At 73.1% G+C, this 6,195-nt stretch carries 6 protein-coding genes; 5 read left to right on the top strand and 1 reads right to left on the bottom strand.

What is annotated here, in order from left to right:
- Positions 1-593 precede the first annotated feature (593 nt).
- Complete coding sequence (locus H5J33_RS19970; RefSeq protein ID WP_309485447.1) at positions 594-1,466, bottom strand: PaaX family transcriptional regulator C-terminal domain-containing protein; 873 nt, start codon at positions 1,464-1,466, stop codon at positions 594-596.
- Positions 1,467-1,576: 110 nt separating this feature from the next.
- Here H5J33_RS19970 and H5J33_RS19965 point away from each other — a divergent pair, with 110 nt between their 5' ends.
- The 5 genes from H5J33_RS19965 (at position 1,577) to H5J33_RS19945 (ending at position 6,101) form a co-directional block, all read left to right on the top strand.
- On the top strand, positions 1,577-2,488 hold the full coding sequence (locus tag H5J33_RS19965; protein ID WP_181796294.1) for an SDR family NAD(P)-dependent oxidoreductase: 912 nt from the start codon (positions 1,577-1,579) through the stop codon (positions 2,486-2,488).
- 32 nt (positions 2,489-2,520) lie between these two features.
- Positions 2,521-3,402 (top strand): amidohydrolase family protein, encoded by an 882-nt coding sequence (locus tag H5J33_RS19960; protein ID WP_181796293.1) that lies wholly within the window; start codon positions 2,521-2,523, stop codon positions 3,400-3,402.
- A gap of 13 nt (positions 3,403-3,415) precedes the next feature.
- Positions 3,416-4,978, top strand: coding sequence for a long-chain fatty acid--CoA ligase (locus H5J33_RS19955; protein WP_181796292.1), 1,563 nt, complete (start codon positions 3,416-3,418; stop codon positions 4,976-4,978).
- Between the two features lie 76 nt (positions 4,979-5,054).
- Complete coding sequence (locus H5J33_RS19950; RefSeq protein ID WP_181796291.1) at positions 5,055-5,513, top strand: MaoC family dehydratase; 459 nt, start codon at positions 5,055-5,057, stop codon at positions 5,511-5,513.
- 426 nt (positions 5,514-5,939) lie between these two features.
- Positions 5,940-6,101, top strand: coding sequence for a hypothetical protein (locus tag H5J33_RS19945; RefSeq protein ID WP_181796290.1), 162 nt, complete (start codon positions 5,940-5,942; stop codon positions 6,099-6,101).
- Positions 6,102-6,195: the final 94 nt, after the last annotated feature.

Here is a 6,195-nt window from a genome sequence, read left to right as displayed (position 1 = left end):
CTCCTGGGCGTGCCGGGTCAGCAGGTCGTACAGGCGCTGTTCGAGCGCGTAGGGCGCTGCTGCGGCGAGAGCCAGGGCGGCGGCCAGGGCGGCCGCGCCGAGCGCGGACTTGGGCATGTGCGGGCTCATCTCTGTACGGCGGACGGGGCTGTGCGGCGGGTGGGCGTGTCTGTGCGGAAGGCGTTGCCAACGGGAGCGCGTGTCGGTACGGGAGCGGCGTACGAAGGGCGTGCGGGCGAGGGGACGACCGCCGAAGGGCGCCTCGGGGTGCTGTTCGGCGGGCTGTGCCGGCCGTGCGGGTGTCCGTGAGCCGCCGATGGGCAGGCGGACGGCGGGGCGGAAGGGTCCGCGGAGCCCCGGTCCCAGCGGCGGGTGCGCCGAATATAGGGCCGATCGTGGACGGCGGTCAATGAAGTGACGAACGTTTGCGGGCCCCCAGTCGGACGAACGTTCGCGGGCCCCTGGCCGTACGGCTGTCCGTGGCCGCGACGACAGGGCGGACCGTCTCCGTGGGACGGCCCATACCCGTGGAGGGGTGCCGTACTGGTGGGGCGGTCGTGCCCGTGGGGCGGTCGTGGCCGCCCCCGCCCCGCTCAGTCCCGCCCGGCCGCCGGCTCCGCCGGGATGGTGTCCAGTACCGCGTCGGCCAGCTGCTTGGCCGGGGCGTCGTACTGGGCGGACAGGGCGCGGAAGACCTGCTCGGCGCGGATGGCGGGCCAGTCCGCGGGAAGGTGCTCGGCGGGCAGACGCGGGTCGGAGCGGACGACCTGCAGCCAGTCGGTGTGCAGCAGGAGCTGCCGGGCCAGGTCGTCGGGGGCGGACGGCAGCGGGTCCGGGCGGTCCCACTGGTCGAGGAAGGCACGGTAGCGCCCGGCGATGCCGGCCGTGTCGAAGGCCCGGTGCAGCAGCTGCGCGGCCTCGGTCGGCTCGGCCGCGTGTCCGCGCAGCACGTTGAGGTGGTCCTCCAGCCCGAGCCCGGCGACGACGGCGGGGACGTCCAGGTGGCCCGGCGCGATCCACAGACCGTTCTGCAGCGGGCCGAAGCCGGCCCACACCAGACGTGAGCGCAGGTCGTGGCGCTGGCTGCGCCAGGCCTCGGGCAGCGAGAAGCCCACGAGGGTCCAGGTGCCGTCCCAGTCGCGGTTGACGGCGCCCGCGCCCCAGACGCGGTCGTGACCGTCGCGCAGCACCTCGGTGGAGCGCGCGGTGAGCCCGAAGTACATCTTGCGGCCGCGGCGGTGACGGGCCAGCAGGTCGCGTTTGACCATCCGGGTCAGCGTGGAGCGCACCGCGTCCTCGGAGACCCCGACGCGCGCGAACACGTCGATGACGCTGCCCGAGTAGACCGCGCTGCCGTGCTCCAGGACGTACAGGCCCAGGAAGCTCAGCATCAGCGTCTGCGGCCGCGCGGACGCAGCGGCACCTTCCTCCTGGCCCGCCGAGGGCTTGGTCTCTGTCCCGGTCACGCGGCTCAGTGTAGGGCGGAGAGAAAGTTCGGCACACCATTGACGGCGGTAATAGATACGCCTAACGTCGGCCGGGTCGGCACACCCGCGAGGCAAAGGACTGCGCACACATGGATCTCTCGAACAAGGTCGCCGTCGTCACTGGCGGCGGACGCGGCCTCGGATTCGCCTACGCCTCCGCCCTGGCCCGCGCCGGCGCGGCGGTGGTCGTCAACGACGTGGCGGCAGAGGCCGCCGAGCACGCGGTCAAGGAGATCACCGCGGCCGGCGGCCGGGCCGTGGCCGAGGTGGGCCCGGTGGGGACCAGCGAGGTCGCCGAGGCGCTGGTGGCCCGGGCCGTCGACGCCTTCGGCCGGCTGGACGTCATGGTCACCAACGCCGGCATCCTGCGCGACCGCGTGCTGTGGAAGATGTCCGACGACGACTTCGACGACGTCGTCCGCGTCCATCTGCGCGGCACCTTCACCTGCGTACGGGCCGCCGCCGTGCGGATGCGCGAACAGGGCGAGGGCGGCCGCATCATCACCGCCTGCTCCCCGGCCGGGCAGCGCGGCAACTTCGGCCAGACCAACTACGCCGCCGCCAAGGCCGGCATCGCCGCGATGACCCGCACCTGGGCCATGGAACTGGCCCGGGCCGGCATCACCGTCAACGCCCTGGTCCCGGTCGCCGCCACCGGCATGACCCGCACCATCCCGGCCTTCGCCCCGTACATCGAGGCGTGGGAGGAACGCGGCGAGCCGCTGCCGGACCGGCTGCGCAAGGCCGAGGGCTTCGGCACCCCGGAGGACGTCGCCGGCCTCGTCGTCTACCTCGCCTCCGACGCCGCGGCTTCGGTGACCGGCCAGTGCGTCGGCATCGGCGGCGACAAACTGGCCCTGTGGTCGCACCCGCAGGAGGTCGCCACCGCCTACCGGGACGGCGGCTGGAGCGCCGACGACATCGCCGCGGCCTGGCCCGTCTCGGTCGGCCGCGAGCCGCAGACGTACGGCATCCCCGCCCCCCAGGCCCCCGGCGCCTGAACCTCCCACCGCCCACGGAAGGTCAGCCGACGATGACATCCCCGAACCCCGGCCGGCTCGTCGCCATCGACGTCCACACGCACGCCGAGATCTCCAAGGACGGCCACGGCGCGCTCAGCCCCGAGCTGTTCGGCGCCTCCGAGGAGTACTTCAAGGCCCACGGGCACCGCACGCCGACCATCGACGAGATGGCCGCGCACTACCGCGAACGCAGCATGGCCGCGGTGGTCTTCACCGTCGACGCCGAGCACGCCACCGGGCACCCGCGGATCTCCAACGAAGAGGTCGCCGAGAGCTGCGCCGCCCACGCCGACGTCCTCATCCCCTTCGCCTCCGTCGACCCCCACAAGGGCCGCGCGGGGGTCCGCGAGGCCCGCCGCCTGGTCGAGGAACACGGCGTGCGGGGCTTCAAGTTCCACCCGAGCATCCAGGCGTTCGCGCCCAATGACCGCCTCGCCTACCCGCTGTACGAGGCCATCGAGGAACTCGGCGTGCCCGCGCTGTTCCACACCGGTCAGACCGGCATCGGCGCGGGCGTCCCCGGCGGCGGAGGCATCCGGCTGAAGTACTCCGACCCCATGCTGGTGGACGACGTCGCCGTGGACTTCCCCGAGCTGCGGATCATCCTCGCCCACCCGTCCTTCCCCTGGCAGGACGGGGCGCTGGCGGTGGCCACCCACAAGCCGTACGTGTACATCGACCTGTCCGGCTGGTCCCCGAAGTACTTCCCGCCGCAACTGGTGCGCTACGCCAACACCCTGCTCAAGGACAAGGTCCTCTTCGGCTCCGACTACCCGGTCATCACCCCCGACCGCTGGCTCGCCGACTTCGAGAAGCTCGACATCAGACCCGAGGTCCGCCCCAAGATCCTGAAGGACAACGCAGCCCGCCTGCTCGGCCTGACCACAGACTGAAACGGAGGCCGCCGTGCGCAACCAAGGCATCGGCTCCTGGCCCGCACGCCGAGCCCGCAAGACCCCCGACCGGATCGCCGTGGTCCACGAGGACCGCGAGATCACCTACCGGCACCTGCACGAGCGGGTGCTGCGCCTGGCCCACGCCCTGCGCGCCCTGGGCGTGGCCCGCGGCGACCGGGTCGCCTACCTGGGCCCCAACCACCCGGCCTTCCTCGAGACGCTGTTCGCGGCGGGCGCCCTCGGCGCGGTGTTCGTCCCGCTCAACACCCGCCTGACCGCGCCCGAACTGGCCTACCACCTCACCGACTCCGGCGCCGCCGTCCTCGTGCACGCCCCCGAGCAGGCGGAGGCCGCCGCCGCGGCCGCCGCCGACGCCGGCGTCTCCCACCGCATCGCCCTCGCGGGACCCGGCTCCGGCGCCCTCGGCTACGACGAGCTGCTCGCCGCCGCCGGCACCGAACCGCTGGACGAGCCGGTGGCCCCCGACGACCCGTGCATGATCATGTACACCTCGGGGACCACCGGCCGGCCCAAGGGCGCCGTCCTCTCGCACGCCAACATCGTCTGGAATAGCGTCAACGTCCTGGTCGACCTCGACCTGGCCGCCGACGAGGTCACGCTGGTGACCGCACCGCTGTTCCACACCGCGGCGCTGAACATGACCTGCCTGCCCACCCTGCTCAAGGGCGGCCGGGTCGTCCTGCTCGGCGCCTTCGACCCCGACCGGGTCCTGCACCTGATCGAGAGCCACCGGGTGACCTGCATGTTCGGCGTGCCGACCATGTACGACGCGCTCGCCGCCCGGCCGCGCTGGCCCGAGGCCGACCTGACCAGCCTGCGCAGCGTCAACTGCGGTGGCGCACCGGTCCCCGAACGCACCATCGACGTCTACCTCGCCCGCGGGCTGGCCTTCGCCCAGGGCTACGGCATGACCGAGGCATCCCCCGGCATCCTCTTCCTGGACCGGGAGCAGACCTCCGCCAAGGCCGGCTCGGCGGGGGTGCCGCACTTCTTCACCGACACCCGCGTGGTCCTGCCCGACGGCCGCGACGCCGCGCCGGGGGAGCGGGGGGAGATCCTGGTGTCCGGGCCCAACGTCATGACGGGCTACTGGAACCGGCCCGCCGAGACCGCCGCCGCGGTCACCGACGACGGCTGGCTGCGCACCGGCGACGTCGCCCGCACCGACGAGGACGGCTTCGCCTACATCGTCGACCGGGTCAAGGACATGTTCATCTCCGGCGGGGAGAACGTCTACCCGGCGGAGGTCGAGAACGCCGTCCTCGGCCATCCCGCCGTCGAGGAGTGCGCCGTCATCGGCGTCCCCGACGCGCAGTGGGGCGAGGTCGGCCGGGCCGTCGTCGTCCTCAAACCCGGGGCCCGCGCGGAGGAGGCGGACATCCTCGGCCATCTGCGCGGCCGCCTGGCCAAGTACAAGATCCCCAAGTCCGTCGTCTTCGCCGAGGCCCTGCCCCGCACCGCCTCCGGCAAGCTGGTCAAACCCGCGGTGCGCGCGGCCTACGCCCCGGCCACCGCCGGCGCCGACGACGACCGCCCGCCCGCGCCACGCTGACCCCACGTACCCCGGGGGCCCGTACCCGCGTACCCGCACCCCGCACACCCGCGCCGCAAACACCGGAAGGACCCCCATGCCCACCACCGCCCACGGTCTCGACGAGCTGAAGTCCCTGGCCGGCACCGACCTCGGCCGCACCGGCTGGCGGGAGATCACCCAGGACCGGGTGAACACCTTCGCCGACGCCACCGACGACCACCAGTGGATCCACACCGACCCGGAGCGCGCCAAGGCCGGCCCTTTCGGCGGGCCCATCGCGCACGGCTATCTCACCCTGTCCCTGATCATTCCGCTCTTCAACGAGCTGCTGGAGATCGACGGCATCTCCATGAGCGTGAACTACGGCCTGGAGAAGGTCCGTTTCCCCAGCCCGGTGCCCGTCGGCGCCAGGATCCGCCTGCACGGCGTCGTCGACTCCGTGGAGGACGTCAAGGGCGACGGCGTGCAGATGGCACTCACCTTCACCGTCGAGATCGAGGGAGGCACCAAGCCCGCGTGCGTCGCCCAGGCCGTCTACCGGCACTACGCCTGAGACCGCCCGGGCCCCGAGTCCCATCCGGGCCGGATTCCCGTCCACCGGCTCCGAGCGGATGACGGCTCCTGGCCGCCGCACACCCCGCCGAGCACCGCGCGGCTCCCGCAAGGAATCGGATGGCGCTCAGCGGGGCGTCCGCCGAACCGTGTTGGTGCCGGGAACCTCTGGGCGACGGTGCCGGGGCCGTGGCGAGGCTCTCAGGCCGTTCCGGTCGGTGAGCCGGCGATGAGGACTGCGGCGACGGCGAGGAAGCACTCGGCCTTGCGCTCGTGGCGGGGGTGCGGTCGACCTCGATCCGGTTGTCGGCGCCCTCGCATACCGCCTCCTCGAAGGGGCCGGCATCGGGGACCCGCACAGTCTCCACGTGGCGCCCGGCCTCTGGGGCGGTTTCGGCTGCTGGCCGGAGGCTCGGCGCCGGCCTTCGTGGGCGGCCACGCGGAGGTCGCCGACCGGCTGGAGGAGTACCGCGAGGTCGGGTCGAGCGAGTTCATCCTCTCCGGGTTCCCGAACCTGGAGGAGGCCCACTGGCTCTCGGACGGCCTGGCACCTGAGTTGCGGAGGCGGGGACTGCCGGCATCGGGGTGAGTCCTCCCGTGAGGCACAGGCGCATCCCTCGCCGTCCGCACCGCGGGAACGGCTCAGCCGCCTCCTGACGCGAACGGTTCCCTCAGTCCCGCTC

Source organism: Streptomyces sp. WELS2 (genome assembly GCF_013870595.1).
Classification (GTDB): domain Bacteria; phylum Actinomycetota; class Actinomycetes; order Streptomycetales; family Streptomycetaceae; genus Streptomyces.
The sequence above is the reverse complement of the archived record's forward strand: the minus strand, read 5'-3'. Positions and strand labels throughout refer to the sequence as shown.